The 19,252-nt window shown below is 69.5% G+C and carries 16 protein-coding genes; 4 read left to right on the top strand and 12 right to left on the bottom strand.

What is annotated here, in order from left to right; all coding sequences use genetic code 11:
- Positions 1-89 precede the first annotated feature (89 nt).
- The 3 genes from egtD (at position 90) to DELCS14_RS10135 (ending at position 3,572) form a co-directional block, all read left to right on the top strand.
- Positions 90-1,148 carry an L-histidine N(alpha)-methyltransferase gene (egtD, locus tag DELCS14_RS10125; protein WP_013801531.1) on the top strand — a complete coding sequence of 353 codons (1,059 nt, stop codon included), beginning with the start codon at positions 90-92 and terminating at the stop codon, positions 1,146-1,148.
- Positions 1,135-2,433, top strand: coding sequence for an ergothioneine biosynthesis protein EgtB (gene egtB, locus DELCS14_RS10130; RefSeq protein WP_013801532.1), 1,299 nt, complete (start codon positions 1,135-1,137; stop codon positions 2,431-2,433). Before egtD ends, egtB begins: the two co-directional genes overlap by 14 nt.
- An 86-nt stretch (positions 2,434-2,519) precedes the next feature.
- Positions 2,520-3,572: a hypothetical protein gene (locus tag DELCS14_RS10135; RefSeq protein WP_013801533.1), complete on the top strand. Its 1,053-nt coding sequence runs from the start codon at positions 2,520-2,522 to the stop codon at positions 3,570-3,572.
- Between the two features lie 64 nt (positions 3,573-3,636).
- On the opposite strand, the gene DELCS14_RS10140 is transcribed toward DELCS14_RS10135, so the two are convergent.
- Positions 3,637-4,926, bottom strand: coding sequence for an aminotransferase class I/II-fold pyridoxal phosphate-dependent enzyme (locus DELCS14_RS10140; RefSeq protein ID WP_013801534.1), 1,290 nt, complete (start codon positions 4,924-4,926; stop codon positions 3,637-3,639).
- A 315-nt stretch (positions 4,927-5,241) separates the two neighbouring features.
- On the opposite strand from DELCS14_RS10140, the gene DELCS14_RS10145 reads away from it, so the two are divergent.
- Positions 5,242-6,420: a diguanylate cyclase gene (locus DELCS14_RS10145; protein ID WP_013801535.1), complete on the top strand. Its 1,179-nt coding sequence runs from the start codon at positions 5,242-5,244 to the stop codon at positions 6,418-6,420.
- Here DELCS14_RS10145 and DELCS14_RS10150 read toward each other — a convergent pair.
- The 11 genes from DELCS14_RS10150 to DELCS14_RS10200 form a co-directional block, all read right to left on the bottom strand.
- Positions 6,417-7,292: a 3'-5' exonuclease gene (locus DELCS14_RS10150; RefSeq protein ID WP_013801536.1), complete on the bottom strand. Its 876-nt coding sequence runs from the start codon at positions 7,290-7,292 to the stop codon at positions 6,417-6,419. The two genes, DELCS14_RS10145 and DELCS14_RS10150, sit on opposite strands and share 4 nt — an antisense overlap.
- Positions 7,293-7,552: 260 nt before the next feature.
- Positions 7,553-8,365 (bottom strand): crotonase/enoyl-CoA hydratase family protein, encoded by an 813-nt coding sequence (locus DELCS14_RS10155; protein WP_013801537.1) that lies wholly within the window; start codon positions 8,363-8,365, stop codon positions 7,553-7,555.
- Positions 8,366-8,382: 17 nt separating this feature from the next.
- Positions 8,383-9,273 carry an SDR family oxidoreductase gene (locus DELCS14_RS10160; protein WP_013801538.1) on the bottom strand — a complete coding sequence of 297 codons (891 nt, stop codon included), beginning with the start codon at positions 9,271-9,273 and terminating at the stop codon, positions 8,383-8,385.
- A 78-nt stretch (positions 9,274-9,351) separates the two neighbouring features.
- Positions 9,352-10,500: an acyl-CoA dehydrogenase family protein gene (locus DELCS14_RS10165; protein ID WP_013801539.1), complete on the bottom strand. Its 1,149-nt coding sequence runs from the start codon at positions 10,498-10,500 to the stop codon at positions 9,352-9,354.
- A gap of 25 nt (positions 10,501-10,525) precedes the next feature.
- A complete protein-coding gene (locus tag DELCS14_RS10170; protein ID WP_013801540.1) occupies positions 10,526-12,088 on the bottom strand; it encodes a long-chain-fatty-acid--CoA ligase in 1,563 nt (520 codons plus the stop codon).
- 9 nt (positions 12,089-12,097) lie between these two features.
- Positions 12,098-13,180, bottom strand: coding sequence for a CaiB/BaiF CoA-transferase family protein (locus tag DELCS14_RS10175; RefSeq protein ID WP_012206624.1), 1,083 nt, complete (start codon positions 13,178-13,180; stop codon positions 12,098-12,100).
- Between the two features lie 12 nt (positions 13,181-13,192).
- Positions 13,193-14,848: a long-chain-fatty-acid--CoA ligase gene (locus DELCS14_RS10180; protein ID WP_013801541.1), complete on the bottom strand. Its 1,656-nt coding sequence runs from the start codon at positions 14,846-14,848 to the stop codon at positions 13,193-13,195.
- Between the two features lie 34 nt (positions 14,849-14,882).
- Positions 14,883-16,109 (bottom strand): ABC transporter substrate-binding protein, encoded by a 1,227-nt coding sequence (locus tag DELCS14_RS10185; protein WP_013801542.1) that lies wholly within the window; start codon positions 16,107-16,109, stop codon positions 14,883-14,885.
- A 156-nt stretch (positions 16,110-16,265) separates the two neighbouring features.
- Complete coding sequence (locus DELCS14_RS10190) at positions 16,266-17,144, bottom strand: enoyl-CoA hydratase-related protein (protein ID WP_013801543.1); 879 nt, start codon at positions 17,142-17,144, stop codon at positions 16,266-16,268.
- A 29-nt stretch (positions 17,145-17,173) separates the two neighbouring features.
- The gene (locus DELCS14_RS10195; protein ID WP_013801544.1) at positions 17,174-18,202 is read right to left on the bottom strand and encodes a branched-chain amino acid ABC transporter permease; all 1,029 of its coding nucleotides are present in this window, start codon (positions 18,200-18,202) and stop codon (positions 17,174-17,176) included.
- Positions 18,203-18,378: 176 nt separating this feature from the next.
- Positions 18,379-19,251, bottom strand: a complete 873-nt coding sequence (locus tag DELCS14_RS10200) for a branched-chain amino acid ABC transporter permease (RefSeq protein WP_013801545.1) — start codon at positions 19,249-19,251, stop codon at positions 18,379-18,381.
- Position 19,252: the final 1 nt, after the last annotated feature.

Below are 19,252 nucleotides of genomic sequence, written 5' to 3' on the forward strand. Positions count from 1 at the left end.
TCCGCCCCGTGGCGACCGCGCCCTGCTGCAAGCCGGGATGCGGCATTCACCATGCTGCGGCGGGCGGCGCACAACGCGAGGCCCCCACCATGCTGTCTGCCCACGATTCGACCGTGTCTTCCTCTGCCCTGGCATCGCGCGCCCAGCGCGTGCCGCTGCCTTTGCCTTCGGCGCCGCGTGCGCCAGCCCAGGGCGGCAGGCGCGAGGCGGCCCCGGAATGGGCGGACCACGCACTGCGCGCGACCCGCGCCGAACTGCAGCACGGGCTGATGCAGCCCCAGGCCCAAGTCTCTCCCAAATACCTCTACGACGCGCGCGGCTGCGACCTGTTCGAGCAGATCACGCGGCTGCCCGAGTACTACCCCACGCGCACCGAGGCCGCCATCCTGGCCGACTCTGGTGCCGCCATGGCCGAGGCCCTGCGCGGCAGCGAGGTGCTGATCGAGCTGGGCGCCGGCAATTGCGAGAAGGTGCGCGCCCTGTGCCGCAGCCTGCGGCCACGGCATTTCGTGGGCGTGGACATTGCGGGCGCGTTCCTGCGCCAGTCCGTGCGCCGGCTGGCCGAGGAATTTCCGCAGCTGCAGGCCCATGCCGTCACGGCCGACATCACCGAGCCGCTGACCCTGCCGCCCCATATCCCGCAGGCCGGGCGGCTGCTGTTCTATCCGGGCTCGTCCATCGGCAATTTCGACCCGGTACAGGCCCAGCGCATGCTGGGCCAGATGCGTGCCATGGTCAACGACGACGGCGGCCTGCTGATCGGCATAGACCTGCCCAAGTCCACGCAATGGCTGGAGCCCGCCTATGACGATGCCCAGGGCGTGACGGCGCGCTTCAACCTGAACCTGCTCAGCCACGTCAACAGCCTGCTGGGCAGCGACTTCAACCCGGACGACTGGGAGCATGTGGCCTTCTTCAACGCCGAGCATTCGCGCATCGAGATGCACCTGCGCGCGCGCCGCCCGCTGATCGTGGGCTGGCCGCAGGGGCTGCGGCATTTCTCGGCCGGCGAGACCATCCACACCGAAAACAGCTACAAGTACCCGCTGCCCGAATTCCTGGGCATGCTGGCCTGCGCGGGCTTCGGGCCCTGCCAGGTCTGGACGGATGAGCGCCAGTGGTTTGCCGTGATCCATGCCCATGCGTGAAATGCCCGCCGTCTTCCGCTGGGTGCAGCGCTACGAGGCCGTTCGCCAGAGCACCGTGCTGCTGGCCGCGCCCCTGTCGGCCGAGGATGCCTGCGTGCAGTCCATGCCAGACGCCAGCCCGGCCAAATGGCATCTGGCGCATACCACCTGGTTCTTCGAGACCTTTGTGCTGGCCGAGCACGCGCCCGGCGTGCCGCCCTTCGATGCCGACTTTCGCGTGCTGTTCAACTCCTACTACCAGCAGGTGGGCGAGCGGCATCCGCGTGCCCAGCGCGGGCTGCTGACGCGCCCCTCGCTGGCGCGGGTGCTGGCCTACCGCGAGGCCGTGGACCAGCGCATGCTGCAGATGTTCGAGGACTGGGGCACGCAGCCGCCTGCACGGCTGGCCGCGCTGCTGGAGCTGGGCCTGCAGCATGAGCAGCAGCACCAGGAACTGCTGCTGACCGACATCAAGCACCTGCTGTCCTGCCACCCGCTGTGGCCTGCGTACCGGGCGCAGGAAGAGGGCGTGCCTGCGCCGCAAGAGCCCGATGGATTGCCCCCGCCGCTGCAGTGGCTGACCGTGCCGCGCGGCATGCATGCCGTGGGCCATGCGGGCGAGGGCTTTGCCTTCGACAACGAGCGCCCGCGCCACGAGGTGTTCCTGCAGGGCTGCGAGATGGCGCAGCGGCCCGTGAGCAATGCCGAGTTCCTGCGCTTCGTCAAGGATGGCGGCTATGCCCAGCCGCAGTGGTGGCTGGCCGAAGGCTGGGACTGGCGCTGCGCGCAGCAGCTGGAGCACCCGTGGTACTGGCGGCGCCAGGCCGGCGGCGTGATGGACGGCATGTGGCAGGAATTCAGCCTGCATGGCGCGCTGGCGCTGGACGGGCGCAGGCCCGTCTGCCACCTCTCTTACTTCGAGGCCGATGCCTATGCGCGCTGGGCTGGCGCGCGCCTGCCCACCGAGGCGGAATGGGAGGCGGCCCTTGCCGCGCAGATGGCGCAGCGCCCGCAGCACGGCGAGCCGCCCGGCCCCGTGCACCCGCGCGCCATGCAGCCCGGCAGCCATGCGCTGGGCGAGGTCTGGGAGTGGACCCAGTCCGCCTACACCGCCTACCCGGGCTTTGTGGTGGCCGAGGGCGCGGTGGGTGAATACAACGGCAAGTTCATGGTCAACCAGTACGTGCTGCGTGGCGGCTCCTGCCTCACGCCGCCCGGCCATGCGCGCGCCAGCTACCGCAATTTCTTCCCCACCCAGGCGCGCTGGCAGATGACCGGCCTGCGGCTGGCAAGGGATCTGGCCTGAGCCTGCCCGTGCCGCGTTGCCTGGCATTGCATCGCGCGCCGGCGCATGCAGTAGCATCGTCGGCCTCAATGATCCGAGGGAGTTCCATGTTGTTGCGTTCGCTTGTTCTTGCCATGCCGCTGTCCCTGGTCCTTGCCGGCTGCGCCACTGCGCCGCCCCAGGCACCGGCGCTCAGCCAGCCACAGGACCAGCCCCGGCCCGAGGTGCCCGCCAAGGCCCCGGCCGATGCGCCGCACGCCGAGCCCGAGGTCGCCAACCTCACGCCCCTGCCCAGCCTGCTGCTGATCGGCGAAGACGCTGCCGGCCGCTACTACTCCATGGTGGCCAAGGCCACCTTCACCATCGAGGCCGATGGCCGCCTGAGCCTGGCCGACCAGGGCGGCGGCCACGGCGGCGAGCCCATGGCGCCCCAGGCCGACATGCAGGACCAGAGCATGTCCACCGAATGCAAGCCCTATGGCGCCGTGGCCAACCAGCGCACCACCTGGTTCCCGTACACGGGCGTGTTCGTGCGCGGCGGCACGCTGGTTGGCGCCAGGGCCGACGGTGCGGACGTGGCCGCCAAGGCGCTCACCGAGCATGAAGGTGCCCAGATGCTCTACACGGGCAAGGATGCCGACGCCACCGAGTACTACTACGCGCCCTGCGTGGGTGCGCAGCGTGTATCCACGGGCTGGCGGCTGGACCGCTACCTGCCCGACGGCGGGCAGCTGCGCGTGCGCGCCGATGCGCGCGGCGGCAAGGGCCAGACGCTGGAGCTGAAGATTCCCAAGCCCTTCGCGCCCTTCGTGCTGGTGCGCTACCAGTCGGGCGCCATGATTCCCGTGCCCATGCGCGCCGTGCTGGCCACGGTGGACTTGGCCGAGCGCCGCGTGGTGATGCAGTACCAGGGCACCTATGCCGTGGAGCCTGCCATCCGCAAGATGGAGCTGCGCCTCATCGTGCCCGGCAGCCGCCCGTCCGAAGGCGAGACCGCCGCGCGCCACGCCGAACGCACCCAGGCCCAGTTGCGCGACCTGGCCCGCTGCGCCCCGCCCAAGGGCCACGCCATCGAGCCCTGCGCCAACCCGCAACGCACGCCCGATCCGCTGATCTTCTACTCCTCGCAGCAAGCGCGGGAGCGCGCCAAGCGGCGCTGACAGGCCAGGAGCCTGCCTGCAAGGGCCGGGCCGCCGCGCAGTCCGGCCCGCCCTTGCGCGGGAATCAGACCTTGGCCAGCGCCTGCTCCAGGTCGGCCAGCAGGTCGCTGATGTGCTCGATGCCCACGGACAGGCGCACCATGCCTTCGGTCACGCCGGCCTTGGCAAGCTCCTCGGCGTCCAGCTGGCGGTGCGTGGTCGATGCCGGGTGCGTGGCCAGGGACTTGGCGTCGCCGATGTTGACCAGGCGCGTGAACAGCTGCAGCGCATCCAGGAAGCGCGCACCGGCGGCGCGCGTGTCGCTGTCGCCGCTGCTGTTCTTGAGGCTGAAGGAGAGGATGCCCGAGGCGCGGCCGCCCAGCTGCTTCTTCACCAGGGCGTGGTCGGGGTGGTCCTGCAGGCCGGCGTAGCGCACCCATTCGATCTTGGGATGCTTTTGCAGCGTCTCGGCGATCTTCTGGGTGTTCTCGCAGATGCGGTCCATGCGCAGGGCCAGCGTCTCGATGCCCTGCAGGATGAGGAAGGCGTTGTGCGGTGACAGGGCGGCGCCGGTATTGCGCAGCGGCACCACGCGCACGCGGCCGATGTAGGCGGCCTCGCCCAGGGCCTCGGTGTAGACCACGCCGTGGTAGCTGACATCGGGCTCGTTCAGGCGCTTGAAGCGTGTCTTGTGCTCGGCCCAGGGGAACTTGCCGCTGTCCACGACGGCGCCGCCCACGCTGTTGCCGTGGCCGCCCAGGTACTTGGTCAGCGAGTGCACGACGATGTCGGCGCCGTGCTCGATGGGGCGCAGCAGATAGGGGCTGGGCACCGTGTTGTCCACGATCAGCGGCACGCCATGGGCGTGGGCCACGTCGGCCAGCGCGCGGATGTCGGTGACATTGCCCAGCGGGTTGCCGATGGACTCGATGAAGATGGCCTTGGTCTTCTCATCGATGTGCTGGGCGAAGCTGGCCGGGTCGCGCGGATCGGCAAAGCGCACCGTGATGCCCTGCTGCGGGAAGGTATGGGCGAACAGGTTGTAGGTGCCGCCGTAGAGCGTGCTGGCCGAGACGATGTTGTCGCCGGCCTCGGCAATCGCCTGGATGGCATAGGTGATGGCGGCCATGCCCGAGGCCACGGCCACGGCGGCAATGCCGCCTTCCAGCGCCGCGACGCGCTTTTCCAGCACGTCGGTGGTGGGGTTCATGATGCGCGTGTAGATGTTGCCGGCCACCTTGAGGTCGAACAGGTCGGCGCCATGCTGGGCACTGTCGAAGGCGTAGGCCACGGTCTGGTAGATGGGCACGGCGGCCGACTTGGTGGTGGGGTCGGGCGAGTAGCCGGCGTGGACGGCCAGGGTTTCGATGCGCATGGAAGATTGCCTTTCTGGTGACGGCTTACGCAAGAAGGGCACGGTCGGGCCATTTGCCATGGGGAGCGGCGCGTTCCCGCATCCTGTTTGCGTAAGTCCTGAGGTTTTACTAGCGGAGGACGGTTGGCATTGTGGCGTGCCGGCCTGCGGTGCCCAACGATGCGTTGGTTACGAACATATACGCCGCAGCCCGGTTGCTCCTCTGCCACGCGCAGATATGCCCGGCCTGCCATCGCCAGAACCGTGAGTGAATGTGTATTTTTGTTAACGACGTGTTGTAACGTGACCTGATCGCTAGACTCCATCAGGGAGTTGATGGTGACGTTGACAGCAAGACATCTTCTGGCGCTGGCGGTGCCCCTGTGCACCTTGCTGCTGGCCGGCTGTTTCTATGTCTGCTGGCGGCATCTGCGTGCCCGGCGCGAGTTGCGCAGCATGTCCTTCGCCTTCACCGGCTTCAGCCTGGCGCTGCTGCTGCAGATCCTGGAGCGGCCTGCGGCCGTTCCCGTCAATGCATTGACGACGGCCGCGCTGCAACTGTGCGCGGCCTGGTTCATCACCGAGGCCATGGCCATACGCCAGGGCGTGCGCCCCGATGCACCGCTGGCGGCCGGCTTTGGCGGCGCGGTGCTGGTGGTGCTGGGCTACTACGCCTGGGCCGTGCCCGATGCCCAGGCGCGCCAGCATGTGCTCAATTTCGGCCTGGGCCTGCAACTGGCCCTGCCGCTGTGGCGGCTGCCACGCAGGCATCCCTGCACAGGCTGGGACCGGCTGCTGCTGTGGGTGTTCGTGGTCTTTGCGCTGAGCTTTTTCGTCCGCACGCTGTGGGTGACGCCGCGTGCTGCTTCGGTATCGGCCAGCGCAGCCGGGGAATGGCTGGGCATTTCTTCCTCGTGGATGGCGCTGCAGCTGAGCCTGCTGGTGTTCGGCCTGCTGTTTGCCATGCTCTTCCTGGCCGCAGCGGTGCGCGACACCGTGCAGGAGCTGCACGAGGAGCGCGACCGCGATCCGCTGACCGGGCTGCTGAACCGGCGCGCCTTCAAGGAGGCCGTGCAGCGCCGGCTGGCCGAGCAGCCGCAGCTGTCGGCCGCCGTACTGGTGTGCGACCTGGACCATTTCAAGCGGGTCAACGACGGCTGGGGCCATGCGGCGGGCGACGAGGTGCTGCAGCGCTTTGCGCGCCTGCTGCTGCGCAGCACACGCCAGCAGGACCTGGTTGCACGCTTTGGCGGGGAGGAGTTCGTGGCCCTGCTGCCGCACGCCGACCCGCTGGCCGCGCAATGGATCACCCGGCGCATCCAGACCCAGCTGCGCCTGATGGGCTTCAGCGCGCTGCCCGACGACATACGCATCACGGCCAGCTTTGGCGTGGCCTGGATGGCCCAGGGCCAGACGCTGGAGCAGGCGCTGGCGCGTGCCGACGCCATGCTCTACGAGGCCAAGCGCGCAGGCCGCGACCGGGTGCGGCTGGTGCCGCAAGAGGAAGAGGCCTAGCCGGGGCTTGGCTTGCCCGGTGTGACCGGCGCCTGCAGCAGGCGTGGGGTGCGGGAAGGGCGTGGCGATGAGCGCGGGGCGCTGGACTCGCGCGGTACATGTGGCTCATGCGGCTTGTGCTGCTCGTGCGACACATGCGGCTCGCGCGGTGCATCCTGCTCGCGTGGCGCGTGGGGCCTGTGTGGTCCCCGCGGGCCGCTGGAGCTGCCGGGGCCGCGGGGTTCAGGCGCAGGCCTGGCGGGCCTGGCCGGGCGTTCGGCCACGGCCGGCTGGCGCTGTTCCCAGGCGGGCAGGGCGGCATGCACCATGGCGGCGCCGTGGGCGTCGTTGGCCGCGTAGTGGCGCTGGGCCAGGCTCAGCTGCGGTGCAGCCCAGTTGGAGGTGGAGATCTTCTTGGACTTGTGGAAGTTCTGCCCCAGCACCAGGGCCACGGCCGCGCGCACGCCTACCGAGCTGGCATAGCCGTGGCGCTTGAACACGCGGTCCAGGTCGATCACGTTGTGCAGCGCAACGCCCAGGCGCGCGGGCAGCGCGCTGCGGTCATGGTCCAGGCCGAAACCGGCCTTGCAGATGGACTCGCTGGCCAGCACGTCGGCCGCAAGCGCGCGTGCCTGCGCATGGTGCAGCTGCAGCAGCCAGGCCTGGTCGCAGGTGGCCAACTGCACCACATGGGGGCCGGTGTCGGTCTGGTGGGCGTGGAACAGGGGCTTGCTCTCGGTATCGAAACCGAGCACGGGCGCCGCCATCAGCGCGGCGCGTGCGGCCGCGAATTCGGCGTCGGTGGCGGGCACGTGGATGCAGCGCTCAGGCAGGGCGGCAAAAGGCGGCAGCAGGCGGCTGTCATCCTTGCTGGGAGCGTGCAGGCGGGGCATGGGAAAAGAGGGGGAAGCCGAGGCAAGCCGTCAAGTATGCCTGCACTTGCATGCCCCTCAGGCACCGGGTTTTTATCCCCGGTGCGTGTGGACGGAGTTGTGGAAAACTCCGGGTGTAACTTGCCGAATCCGCGCCCTGCAAGGCTTTCCACGGAATGCCTAAAAAATCAGCGCAGTGGCGAAAGGGCGTCGAATAAGGGTATTTGCGGATGGCTGCGCCGGACCCCGATGCAGGGTCCGGCGGCTGTTTCAAAAGGTGTCTAAAGGCCTTGATCGTTGAAGACCGGCACCCGCTTTTCCAGGCCGGCGCGCACGGCCTCGGCCTGGTTGGAGCTGCCCAGCAGGGCCTGCTGCTCCTGCGCCTCGGCCAGCAGGATGTCTGCGGGAGAAGCGGTTTCGCTGAGCTGCATCAGCCGCTTGGACGCGCGTATGGCGTGCGGGCTGCTGGCCGCGATCTGGCGGGCCAGGTGGCGCGCTTCCTCCAGCGGCGCGGCGCTCACGCGCGTGGCCAGGCCCAGGGCCACGGCCTCGGGGCCGGGCACGATGCGGCCGGTGTAGACCAGCTCGCGCAGCACATCGCCGCGCACCAGCGGCGCGGCCAGCGCGCAGCCGGCCATGTCGGGCACCAGTCCCCACTTGATTTCCATGATGGACAGCCGCGCATCATCGGCCACCAGGCGGATGTCCGCACCCAGCGCCAGCTGCAGGCCGCCGCCGTAGGCCACGCCGTGCACGGCGGCGATCACGGGAACGGGCAGTTCGCGCCAGCCCCAGCAGATCTGCTGGAAGCGGTTGGCCATGCCGTGCGTGCGCGCAGCCAGGTCCGTCATGTCCGCCGTCTGCTGGCCGTCGGCAATGCCGGCCATGCTGCCCATGTCCAGGCCCGCGCAGAAGGCGCGCCCTTCGCCATGCAGCACCACGGCGCGCAACCCGGGCGTGTCCCGCAGCCGCGCCAATGCGTCGATCAGGGCGTCGAACATGGCGGGGTCCAGCGCATTCATCTTGTCGGGCCGGGCCAGGGTCACCTCGGCCACGCCGTGGTCCACCGATATGCGCACGCGTTCTTGGCTCATGGCTTGTCTCCTTGTGTCTATGCGGTTCTTTGCTGGCGGTCGGCCGCGTTGCGCGATTCGATGGCGCTGCGCGCATTCGCCCAGTCCTGGTCGCTCCAGCTGGCCAGCCCGGCGAAGTTGCCTCCCGTCGCCTGGTATTGTCCGCCGTCTATGGCGATGGTCTGTCCCGTCAGGTACTCGGCCTGGGTGCTCATGAGGAAGACGGCCAGGTTGGCCAGCTCGGGCATGCGGCCGTTGCGGCCCATGGGGTTGTCGGCGCGTACATGCTCGCCGCCCTGCGGGTTCAGCCGCGCGCTCATGCCTTCGGTGGGGAACAGGCCCGGCGCGATGGCGTTGAAGCGTATGCCCCGGTTGCCCCATTCCACGGCCAGCGACTGCGTCATGGCATGCACGCCCGACTTGGCCATGGCCGAGGGCACGGTGAAGGCCGAGCCGTTCCAGACCCAGGTGGTGAGGATGGACAGCACGCTGGCCTTGCGCCCCTCGGCCAGCCAGCGGCGGCCGCACTCCAGCGTGAGGTTGAAGCTGCCGCGCATGACGATGTTGGCCACGGCGTCGAAGGCGCGCATGGACAGGTCCTCGGTGCGGCTGACGAAGTTGCCGGCCGCGTTGTTGACCAGACCCGTGAGCGCGCCGCCATCGGCCCAGATGGCCTCGATCATCTGCTCCACGGCCTCGGGCTGGCGCACGTCGCAGGCATGGCCCGTGGCCCGGCCGCCGTGCTGCTGCATCAGCTCCTGGGCGGTCTGCTCGACCACGGCGCCGCGCCGGCCGCACAGGTGGATGTCGGCGCCCATCATGAGAAAGGCCTCGGCCATGACACGGCCCAGGCCGGTGCCGCCGCCAGTGACGAGGATGCGTTCGCCCTTGAGCAGGCCGGGCTTGTAGATGAGGTCGTCGAGGGTCATGGCTGCTGTCTCCTGTGCTGCCGGGGAAGGGATAGGGGGGACTGCGGCAGCGCTAGGTGCCGCGAGGGGATCAGAGCGTCAGAGCACGCGCGAGATCACTTCCTTCATGATTTCGCTGGTGCCGCCGTAGATGCGCTGCACGCGCGCATCGGCGTACATGCGCGTGACCATGTATTCGTTCATGTAGCCGTAGCCGCCATGCAGTTGCACGAGTTCGTCAAGCACGCGGCCCTGCGCTTCCGAGCCCCAGAGCTTGGCCATGGAGGCCGTGGCCGTGTCCAGCGTGCCGGCCACCAGCTGCTCCACGCAGCGGTCGATGAATGCGCGGCCCACGGTGAGGGTGGTGGCCACCTCGGCGAGCTTGAACCGGGTGTTCTGCATGTCGGCAATGGCCTGGCCGAAGGCGCGGCGCTCGCGCACGTAGGCCAGCGTGGCCTCGTAGGCGCCTTCCATGCAGGCCAGGGCGGCCAGGCCGATGATCAGGCGTTCGTAGGGCAGGTCGCCCATGAGCTGGTAGAAGCCCTGGCCTTCGCGCCCGCCCAGCAGCGCGTCCTGCGGCACGGTCACGTCATCAAAGAAAAGCTCCGAGGTGTCCTGGGCCTTCATGCCCATCTTGTCGAGTACGCGGCCCACGCGAAAGCCCGCGCAGTCCCGGGTCTCCACGATGAGGATGGAGGTGCCGCGCGCGCCCTGGGCCGGGTCGGTCTTGCAGACCACGAGGATCAGGCCGGCCAGCAGGCCGTTGGTGATGAAGGTCTTGCTGCCGTTGATGCGGTAGCGTCCGTCCCTGAGTTCTGCGCGCGTGCGCACGCCCTGCAGGTCCGAGCCCGCGCCGGGCTCGGTCATGGCGATGGCGCCCACCAGTTCGCCGCGCGCCATGGCGGGCAGGTACTTGCGCTTTTGCGCCTCGGTGCCGTGGTTGAGCAGGTAGTGGGCCACGATGGAGTGCACGGAGTTGCTCATGCCCGAGAGGGCGCGGCGCGCCATCTCCTCGTGGATCACGGCCTCGTGGCGGAAGTCGCCGCCGCCGCCGCCGTAGTCCTCGGGGATGTCGGTGCACAGCAGGCCCAGCTCGCCGGCGCGGCGCCAGATGGCATGGCCCACGTTGCCGCGCTGGCGCGCGGCCTCGTCCTGAGGCTGCATTTCGGTTTCCAGAAAGCGCACGGCGGTGGCGCGCAGGCTTTCCAGCTCGGGGGTGCTCCAGGAGCGTGTCAGTTGCAGTGGCATGGCGTGGCCTGGTGGTTCGTGGGGGTCAGTTGATGCGGCGTTCGCGGCCCTGCCAGTAGGGCTCGCGCAGTTGGAATTTCTGCAGCTTGCCGGCGGCCGACAGCGGCAGCTCGGCGCGGAACTCCACCGAGCGCGGGCACTTGTAGCCCGCGATGCGTTCGCGGCAGTGGGCGATGACCTCGGCCTCGGTCAGCGGCTGGCCCTCGCGCGCGACGATCACGGCGTGCACGCGCTCGCCCCAGCGTTCGTCGGGCACGCCGATGACGGCGCACATGGCGACCTGGGGCAGCTGGGCGATGGCGTTCTCGACCTCGGCCGAGTACACGTTCTCGCCGCCGCTGACGATCATGTCCTTGAGCCGGTCCACGACGAAGAGGTAGCCGTCGGCATCCAGCCGGCCCATGTCGCCCGTGTGCATCCAGCCGTCCTTGAGCGCGGCGGCCGTCTCGGCAGGTTTGTTCCAGTAGCCCTGCATGACCATGGGGCCGCGCGCCGTGATCTCGCCCACCTCGCCGGGCGGCAGCTCGCGGCCCTCGCCATCGACGATGCGCACCTCGGCAATGGTCACGGGCCGGCCGGCCGCGCGCAGCAGGCGCTCGCGCTGCGGGCCGGGACGGTGCTCGGCCGGGCCCATGGACACGATGGTGGGCGACAGCTCGGTCATGCCGTAGGCCTGGGCGAAGTCGGCGCCGGGCAGCGCCTGCATGGCGCGCTCCAGCAGGCTGGCGTCTATGGGCGCCGCGCCATAGAGCATGAGGCGCAGGCTGGACAGGTCGAACTCCGCCAGGCGCGGATGCTCGATCAGCCGGCGGATCATGGTGGGCACCAGGAACAGCTCGTTCACGCCGTGCTGCTGCACGCCGGCGAGGATGGCCAGCTCGTCGAATGCCGGCACGATGACCTGGGGCACCAGGCGCTGGGCCATGAGCAGGGCCAGGCCGCAGCCGGCCACATGGAACATGGGCGTGACCACCATGCCCACCTTCACATGCTGGCGCGGCACGTTGCTGGCATTGGACAGGGCGTTGATGAACAGGTTGTCGTGGCTGAGCATCACCCCCTTGGGCCGGCCCGTGGTGCCGCCTGTGTACATGACGGCAGCCAGGTCGTTGCCGCTGCGCAGCGCGTCTGCGCAGGGCGTGGCGGCGGCCAGCAATTGCTCGTAGTGCAGCGCGCCTTCGGGCGCGGCGCCCGTGCCGCAGAACACCACGGTGCGCAGGCTGGAGGACAGCTCGCGCAGCCGGGGCACCAGGGGCGCGAAGGCATCGTCCACGAAGAGCACGCGCGTGTCGCAATCGTCCAGCGAGTAGGCCACCTCGTGCGCGCTCCAGCGGATGTTGACGGGGTTGACCGCGGCGCCTGCCCACCAGCAGCCATAGAAGTATTCAAGGTAGCGGATGGAGTTCAGGCCCATCATGCCGACGCGGTCGCCGGGCGCCACGTCCAGCGCCCGCAGCAGGCCGGCGCAGCGTTCGATGCGCTGCGCAAGCTGCGACCAGCTGGCCTGCTCTGCGCCGCAGATGGCCGCCGTGGCGCCGGCCCTTTCGCGGCGGCCCTTGTGGATGGCCTGGGTGAGATACATGGGCATGGGGTTTCCTCAGGAGCGGGCGTTCCAGGCGGCCAGCGTGTCCTGCAGGCTGGCGGCGCGCGGGGGGCGGGGCTGCTCGGGCACGCTGCGCGAAAAACGCGGCGCCGGCGCGGGCTGGAGCACGCCACCGGCCTCGGTGAACGTGGCGCGCGCGCGGTTGTGGGCATGCTGCGGCGCCTCGTCCCAGTCAAGCACGGGGGCGAAGCAGGCATCGCTGCCTTCCAGCAGCTCGCACCACTGCTGGCGCGTGCGCGTGCGGAACACATCGGCCAGGCGCAGCTTGAGCAGGGGCCAGCGTGCGGCGTCCAGTTGCGCGTCGAACAGCGGGTCCTGTATGCCGCAGCGCTGGCGCAGCTCGGCGTAGAACTGCGGCTCGATGGCGCCTATGGCGATGTATTTGCCGTCGGCGCAGGCATAGGTGTCATAGAAGTGCGCGCCGCCGTCCAGCAGGTTCTCTCCGCGCTGGTTGCTCCACTGGCCCTTGGCCTTGAAGCCGTACATGAAGGCCGACAGCAGGGCCGTGCCATCGGTCATGGCCGCGTCGATGACCTGGCCCCGGCCGCTGCGCCCGGCCTCGTGCAGTGCGGCCAGCAGGCCCACGGCCAGCAGCATGCCGCCGCCGCCGAAGTCGCCCACGTAGTTGAGCGGCGGCACGGGCGCCTCGCCCGCGCGGCCGATGGCGTGCAGGGCGCCGGAGATGGCGATGTAGTTGATGTCATGCCCCGCCGCATGCGCCAGCGGCCCGTGCTGGCCCCAGCCCGTCATGCGGCCGTAGACCAGGCGCGGGTTGCGCGCCAGGCAGGGCTCGGGCCCCAGGCCCAGGCGCTCCATCACGCCGGGCCGAAAGCCCTCGATCAGCAGATCGGCGCGTGCGATCAGCGCCAGGGCCGAGGCCTGGCCTTCCTCGCCGCGCAGGTCGATCTCGACCTGGCTGCGGCTGCGCGTGGTGATGTCCTGTGCATCGACCGGCGTGCCGGGCCGCGCGATGCGCAGCACCTCGGCACCCATGTCGGCCAGCAGCATGGCGCAGAACGGCCCCGGGCCCAGGCCCGCGAACTCGACCACGCGCACGCCTTCAAGCGGTCCTGGCATGGAGGTCTCCTTTCAGGCCGTGGGCAGTGGATGGTTCTTGTACTGCTCGCGCAACTTCGTTTTCAGCAGCTTGCCGGTGGCTGTGTGCGGCAGCTCGGCTACCTGCAGCACGTCGTCGGGCAGCCACCATTTGGCGATGCGCGTGGACAGGAAGTCGAGCATGGACTCGCGGCTGACGCTGTGGCCTGCGCGCGGCACCACCAGCAGCAGCGGCCGCTCCTGCCACTTGGGATGGGCCACGCCGATGATGGCGGCCTCGGCCACGCCGGGATGGCCCATGGCGGCGTTCTCCACGTCGATGGAGGAAATCCACTCGCCGCCCGACTTGATCACGTCCTTGGCGCGGTCCACCAGCTGCAGGAAGCCGTCGGCATCGATGGTGGCCACGTCGCCCGTGGTGAAGAAGCCTTCCTCATCGACGGGCGAGCCGCCTTCGCCCTTGAAGTAGCCGCTGGCGATCCAGGGGCCGCGCACGCGCAGGTGTCCCCGGGCCTGGCCGTCCCAGGGCTGGGGCCGGCCGTCGTCGTCCACGATCTTGAGGTCCACGCCCCAGACGCCGCGTCCCTGCTTGAGCTTGACCTTGACCAGTTCCTCGCCCGACAGCGCGTCGTGCCGGGGCAGCAGCTTGCTGACCACGCCGATGGGGCTGGTCTCGGTCATGCCCCAGCCCTGCACGACCTGGGCGCCGAACTGGTCCTCGAAGCGCTCCAGCATGGCGCGCGGCACGGCCGCGCCGCCGATGCCTATGCTCTTGACGCCCAGCGCGCGCGGGTCGATGTCGGGATGCGCATCCAGGTACTGGAACAGCATCAGCCACACGGTGGGCACGCCCTGCGAGAAGGTGACCTTCTCGTCGCGCATGAGCTCGTAGACGCTCTGGCCGTCCAGGTGCGGGCCGGGCAGCACCAGCCGTGCGCCGGCCATGGCCGCCGCATAGGGCGTGCCCCAGGCGTTGGCATGGAACATGGGCACGATGAGCATCACGGTCTCGCTCGCGTTCAGGCCGAAGGTGTCGGGCGCCAGCTCCATCAGCGTGTGCAGCACGGTGGAGCGGTGCGAGTACAGCACGCCCTTGGGGTGGCCCGTGGTGCCCGAGGTGTAGCACAGCGAGGAGGCCGTGCGCTCGTCGAACTCGGGCCAGTCGAAGTCCTCGCTCTGGTTGCCCACCAGTTCGTCCCAGCAGTGCAGGTCGGGCAGGTCCAGCGCGGGCATATGCTCGCGCGAACTCATGCAGACATAGGTGGTGACGGTCTTCAGATGCGGTGCGAGCTTTTCCACCAGCGGCGCGAAGGTCACGTCGAAGAACAGCACCCGGTCCTCGGCATGGTTGGCGATGTATTCGATCTGCTCGGGAAACAGGCGCGGGTTGATGGTGTGCAGCACCGCGCCGCTGCCCGAGACGCCGAAGTACAGCGCCAGGTGGCGCCAGCTGTTCCAGGCCAGCGTGCCCACGCGTTCGCCAGGCTGCACGCCCAGCGACTGCAGGGCGTTGGCCACCTGGCAGGAGGCGCGGCGCATGCCGGCCCAGTCGGTGCGGTGCAGGCCACCGTCCCGGGATTCCGGCAGGCGCGAGACGATCTCGGTGTGCGGATGAAAGCGCGCCGCATGCTCGATCAGCGACGAGATCATGAGCGGGCGGTCCTGCATCAGTCCTTGCAAGGCGGGCATGGGGTGTCTCCTGTCGTTGTCCTGAAGGCCGGGGTCATTGCACGGGCGCGTAGCGGCTGCCGTCGAAGCGCACGAGCTGCATCTTCTTGATGGGGAAGAAATCGTCCCCACCGGTCTGCAGGCTGATGCCCGGGTAGAGCATGGGCAGGTCCATCTTCAGGCTGGCGGCCTGCTTCATGATGTTGGCGCGCGTGAGCTCGTCGCCTGCCTGCCTGAGCACCTGCACCAGGGTCTGGGCCTGGGAGTAGCCGATGACGTTGAGCGAATCGTTGGGGTCGCCGGCCGGGTAGAACTGCTTCATGAAGGCCAGGTAGCCGGCCAGCTCGGGCGTGCCCTGGTTGGTGGGGTCCGAGGGCTCGCGCAGGTAGCTGGCCGTCATCACGCCGCGCGCGTTGTCCAGGCCCGCGGGCTTGAGAACCGAGCTGATGGACAGCGAGACGCTGACCAGGTAGTGCGCAGGCTTCCAGCCGATGTCGGCGGCCTTGCGTAGGGACTGGGCCGCGAACTTGGGCGTGCTGATGTTGATGAAGGTGTCCGCCCCCGAGCCCTTGAGCGCCACCATCTGGCTGTCCACCGTGGGGTCGCCGACCTCGTAGGTCTGCTGCACGACGATGCGCTGCTTGGCCTGCTCGCCAAAGCCGTCGAGCACGCCCTTGAGGTAGTCCTTGCCGAAGTCGTCGTTCTGCATCAGGACGGCCACCTTGGCCTGGGGCCGCGTGGCCAGGATGTGCTGGGCGAACGTGCGGCCTTCGAGCTGGTAGGTGGGCTGCCAGCCCATGGTCCAGGGGAAGTTCTTCGGATCGCCCCAGCGCGTGGCACCCGTGGAGACGAACAGCTGGGGCACCTTGCGCTGGTTCATGTAGCGATGCACGGCCTGGTTGTGCGAGGTGCCCAGCGCGCCGAACATCAGCAGCACGCCGTCGCGCTCGACCAGCTTGCGCGTCTGCTCCACGCTCTGGGCGGGGTTGTAGGCGTCGTCGGCAGAGATGTAGGTGATCTTGCGGCCGTTGATGCCGCCCTCGGCATTGATCTTGGCGAAGTAGGCCGCATGGGCCTTGCCTATGGTTCCATAGGCCGACACGGGGCCCGAGTAGGGCACGAAGTTGCCGATGCGGATCTCGGTGTCGCTGGCGCCGGTGTCGTACTTCTTCTGGGTCTGGGCCTGGGCCTGGGCCTGGGCTGGCGCCTGGGTGATGGCCGGCAGGGCCAGCGCCAGGCAGGCGATCAGGGCCCAGGGGCCCCGGGCGATGGTGTTGCGCATGGTTGTCTCCTGGCTTGCGGGCGCCGTGCCCGCTTTTCTTGTGGTGGCCGGTCCATGGTAGGAACCGGCCCGGCGCGCGCCCATCGTCGATTCCGACGAATGCATGTGCAGGCGCAGCAAGGTGCGTCGGGAAGGCGTGGGGGGAAGGCGCGGCGGTCAGCCCGGCTGGCGTGGCGCGAACACGGGTTCGCGCTTTTGCATGAAGGCCTGCACGCCTTCCATGAAGGCCGGCGCGCCCACCAGATCGCGCTGGCGTTCGGCCTCGTAGTGAAGCTGCTGCTCCAGCGTGGAAGCGGCTGCGTGGTCCAGCGCGCGGCGGGCTTCCAGCACGGCACCGGCCGGCAGCCGCGCCAGGCGGGCTGCCGTGGCCAGGGCCTGCTCGCGCAGGGCCTCGTCGTCCACGCAGGCCCAGACCAGGCCCCAGTCGGCGGCCTGCTGCGCGCCCAGCCTTTCGCCCAGCAGGGACAGGCCCATGGCGCGCGCACGGCCCAGCCGGCGCTCGATGAACCAGGTGGTGCCCAGGTCCGGCACGATGCCCAGGCGCGGCAGGAAAGGCAGGTAGAAGTAGGCCGAGCGCGCCGCCAGCGCCACATCGCCAGCCAGGGCCAGGCCCACGCCGGCCCCGGCTGCCGCGCCGTTGATGGCGCAGACCACGGGCACGGGCAGCTGCTGCAGGTCCAGGATGAGGCGGTTGGACAGCTGGTGCATGTTGTCGGCCGTCTGCGCGCCCAGCGTGCGGCCATCGGCCTGGGCCCCGCCTTGTGCCCCGCCTTGCGCCCCGCCTTGCGCGCCGCCCATGGACGACAGGTCCGCGCCCACGCAAAACCCCCGGCCCTCGGCGGTGAGCACCAGGGCGCGTAGGGAGGTGTCCTCGCGCACCTCGGCCAGCAGTTCGCGCAGCCGCAGCTGCAAGGGCCTGCCCAGCGGATTCATGCGGGCGCTGTCCTGGAGGACGATGAGGGCGATCTCGCCGTTGTTGCCGTTGTCGCCGTTGTTGCCGTGGCGTTCCATGCGGACGGCCGGACTGGAATTCATGGGGGACTCCTGTGGGTGGGGATGGAAAGTCAGGCACGCGGCCGCTGCCGGGGCAGACGCCGGCCCGGCCGGCCCAGCCGGTGCAGCAGGCCCATCACGCCGCCGGGCATGGCGAACATGAAGACGATGAGCACGGTGCCGTAGACGGCCCAGGGCGCGGCCTTGGAGACCTGCTCGGCCAGCCCCGGGATGAACATGATGAACAGGGCGCCGAACAGCGCGCCCCACAGCGTTCCCACGCCACCCACCACCACGCCCACCAGCAGCGAGATCGACAGGAACATGGTGAAGGAGTCGGGCGCCACGAACTGCACGGCAATGGCCGACAGCGCGCCGCCCACGCCCGTGTAGCCGGCCGAAATCGCAAAGGCCATGGACTTGCAGTGCGCGTTGTCCACGCCCATGGCCTCGGCCGCCATGGCGTGGTCGCGGATGGCGCGCAGCGCCAGGCCGCTGCCGCTGTCTATGAGGTTGCGCGCCATCCAGAACAGCAGCGCCGCCACGGCCAATGCATAGAGGTAGAACCACTGGTCGGCATCCAGCGGCAGGCCCCAGGGCGCCTCGGGCTTGGTCAGCACGATGCCGCCCACGCCGCCGGTCCAGGCCTCCAGGTGGCGGTACTTGAGCAGTTGGGGCATGGCCACGCCCAGCGCAAAGGTGGCCAGCGCCAGGTACAGCCCTTCCAGCCTGAGCGCGGGCCGCCCGAACAGGTAGCCCGCCGCCAGGCTCACCAGGCCCGCTGCAGGCACGGCCAGCCAGTAGGCCAGGCCCGCGCGGTCCATCAGGATGCCGGCCGCATAGGCGCCTATGGCGAAGAAGGCGCCATGGCCCAGCGAGATCTGGCCGCTGTAGCCCGTGAGGATGTTCAGCCCCACCAGGGCCACGGCATAGGCCAGCACCATGGTGGCCTGGAACAGCTGGTAGCCCTTGGCCACGAAGACCAGCGAGCAGGCCGCCAGCGCCAGCGCCGCGATCAGGACCGTGCCCAGGGGCAGGGGGCGGCGCGCGCTGGTGGCGGCGACCAGTGCGTCAGACGAGGAGGCGGACCGTGTGGACATCATTGTTCTCCAGGGCGTTGGGCACAAAAATGGCGTGGCCCAAAAGCGAGGGACACCGAGCAAGGGCCTACGCCGGCCGCGCCGCCCCGCCGCGAGGGTGTCGTCCCCCTCCCGCGTAGCGAGAGAGGGGGCGCCGTGCAACGGGAAGCGGCGTAGCCGCTCAGGGAGGGCATTGTTCAAACCCTCCTGACGACTTTGCGGCCCATCAGCCCGGCCGGCCGCACGATGAGCACGCCCACGATCAGCACCAGGGCCACAGAAAGCTTGAGTTCGGTGCCGACGACGTAGCTGCCCACGAGGTTTTCAAGCACGCCCACGATGAAGCCGCCCAGCACGGCGCCCGCGGGGCTGTCGATGCCGCCCAGCAGCGCGCCCGCAAAGGCATACAGCAGCACGCCGCTCATCATGTGCGGATCGAGGAAGACCACGGGCGCCACCATCATCCCGGCCACCGCACCGATGGCGCCGGCCAGGCCCCAGCCCAGCATCAGCATGCGCCCCACGGAGATGCCCACCAGCCGCGAGGAGGCCGGGTTCTGCGCGGCCGCGCGCATGGCCAGCCCCAGCGGCGTGAGCCGGAAGAAGGCAAACAGCAGGGCCACGATGGACAGCGCCACGAAGATGGTGCCCACCTCGTGGGCCGACATCAGGGCGCTGCCATACCCGGCGTCGGCCGGGAACGGGCTGGGAAACTCCTTGATGGTGTAGCCGAAGATCCAGCCGGCCAGGCTGTGGAAGACGATCAGCAGGCCGATGAAGACCACCACCTGGGCCAAGTCCGCCGCCTTGTGCATGGGGCGGATGATGGCGAACTCCACCGCCGCGCCCAGCACGAAGGACAGCGCCACCGTGGCCAGGAAGGCCCACCAGTACGGCAGCCCCGCCTGCAGCAGCGCCCAGGCGATGAAGGTGGAGAACATGGCCATCTCGCCCTGCGCGAAATTGATGTGGTGCGTGGCCTGGTAGATCATGACCAGGGCCAGCGCCACGGTGGCGTAGATGCCGCCCGTGGCCAGGCCGGCCAGCAATTGGTGGATGAAGGCGTCCATG

The sequence above is a fragment of the Delftia sp. Cs1-4 genome, assembly GCF_000214395.1.
GTDB lineage: Bacteria > Pseudomonadota > Gammaproteobacteria > Burkholderiales > Burkholderiaceae_C > Comamonas > Comamonas acidovorans.

Excerpts from the sequence above, each read along its gene's own strand:
- DELCS14_RS10190 (WP_013801543.1), bottom strand. The coding sequence starts at position 17,144 with ATGAATTCCAGTCCGGCCGTCCGCATGGAACGCCACGGCAACAACGGC.
- DELCS14_RS10180 (WP_013801541.1), bottom strand. The coding sequence starts at position 14,848 with ATGCCCGCCTTGCAAGGACTGATGCAGGACCGCCCGCTCATGATCTCG.
- DELCS14_RS10155 (WP_013801537.1), bottom strand. The coding sequence starts at position 8,365 with ATGAGCCAAGAACGCGTGCGCATATCGGTGGACCACGGCGTGGCCGAG.
- DELCS14_RS10150 (WP_013801536.1), bottom strand. The coding sequence starts at position 7,292 with ATGCCCCGCCTGCACGCTCCCAGCAAGGATGACAGCCGCCTGCTGCCG.
- DELCS14_RS10170 (WP_013801540.1), bottom strand. The coding sequence starts at position 12,088 with ATGCCCATGTATCTCACCCAGGCCATCCACAAGGGCCGCCGCGAAAGG.
- DELCS14_RS10135 (WP_013801533.1), top strand. The coding sequence starts at position 2,520 with ATGTTGTTGCGTTCGCTTGTTCTTGCCATGCCGCTGTCCCTGGTCCTT.
- DELCS14_RS10160 (WP_013801538.1), bottom strand. The coding sequence starts at position 9,273 with ATGACCCTCGACGACCTCATCTACAAGCCCGGCCTGCTCAAGGGCGAA.
- DELCS14_RS10200 (WP_013801545.1), bottom strand. The coding sequence starts at position 19,251 with ATGGACGCCTTCATCCACCAATTGCTGGCCGGCCTGGCCACGGGCGGC.
- DELCS14_RS10140 (WP_013801534.1), bottom strand. The coding sequence starts at position 4,926 with ATGCGCATCGAAACCCTGGCCGTCCACGCCGGCTACTCGCCCGACCCC.
- DELCS14_RS10175 (WP_012206624.1), bottom strand. The coding sequence starts at position 13,180 with ATGCCAGGACCGCTTGAAGGCGTGCGCGTGGTCGAGTTCGCGGGCCTG.
- DELCS14_RS10195 (WP_013801544.1), bottom strand. The coding sequence starts at position 18,202 with ATGTCCACACGGTCCGCCTCCTCGTCTGACGCACTGGTCGCCGCCACC.
- DELCS14_RS10165 (WP_013801539.1), bottom strand. The coding sequence starts at position 10,500 with ATGCCACTGCAACTGACACGCTCCTGGAGCACCCCCGAGCTGGAAAGC.
- DELCS14_RS10145 (WP_013801535.1), top strand. The coding sequence starts at position 5,242 with ATGGTGACGTTGACAGCAAGACATCTTCTGGCGCTGGCGGTGCCCCTG.
- egtB (WP_013801532.1), top strand. The coding sequence starts at position 1,135 with ATGCCCATGCGTGAAATGCCCGCCGTCTTCCGCTGGGTGCAGCGCTAC.
- egtD (WP_013801531.1), top strand. The coding sequence starts at position 90 with ATGCTGTCTGCCCACGATTCGACCGTGTCTTCCTCTGCCCTGGCATCG.
- DELCS14_RS10185 (WP_013801542.1), bottom strand. The coding sequence starts at position 16,109 with ATGCGCAACACCATCGCCCGGGGCCCCTGGGCCCTGATCGCCTGCCTG.